The 573-nt window shown below is 40.8% G+C and carries 1 protein-coding gene; it reads right to left on the bottom strand.

What is annotated here, in order from left to right:
* The coding region (locus tag R7R78_RS28290; protein WP_225474872.1) for a DUF945 family protein at positions 1 to 573 on the bottom strand (573 nt) is incomplete at both ends.

The following is a 573-nucleotide window of genomic DNA, read 5'->3' as shown; positions in this document are numbered from 1 at the left end:
TCATCAATGCCTTCTTGGATAAATGGATAGTGTTCAACAAGTTCATCTGAGAAGTAAGTACTCAGTTCGCCGTTTGTTGCGGTCATCAACTTCATTGGGTCTTGCGTGATATGGTCTGTACCTTGAGGGACAGATAATTGCCACTCGTTGCGGAATTTACCTTCACCAAACGCCAAAGAAAGCTCATTAACTGAAAGCTTAAAGCCCTTACTAAATAGCATGTCGATGTGAGGCATTAATTCGGACACCTGTTGTTCATCAAGTACTGGTGAGCTTTGATAGATCGACATAATTTGATCGAACGAATTACTGTCTACATCTGCAATAGCAAAATTCAACTTAAAGTTATCAACATCAGTGCCATCCGTTAGGCGCATTTTTTGAGCATTAATGTTCAATTGGCTGTTTAGCTTCTCACCGGTTTCGTCATTCGACGTGTTACCGCTGTAGCTCGCCTTTTCAATCAAAAATACCTGTTTAAGCGATGAATCAACCACATCTAACTTTTCTAGAGAAAAGGTTTGTTCACCAAGCCAATAACCTTTCGCTTGCTTACCCTTACCTTGTCCACTC

This window comes from Vibrio sp. 2134-1, assembly GCF_033339495.1.
Note: the sequence above shows the minus strand (reverse complement) of the source record. Positions and strands in the feature narration are given on the sequence as shown.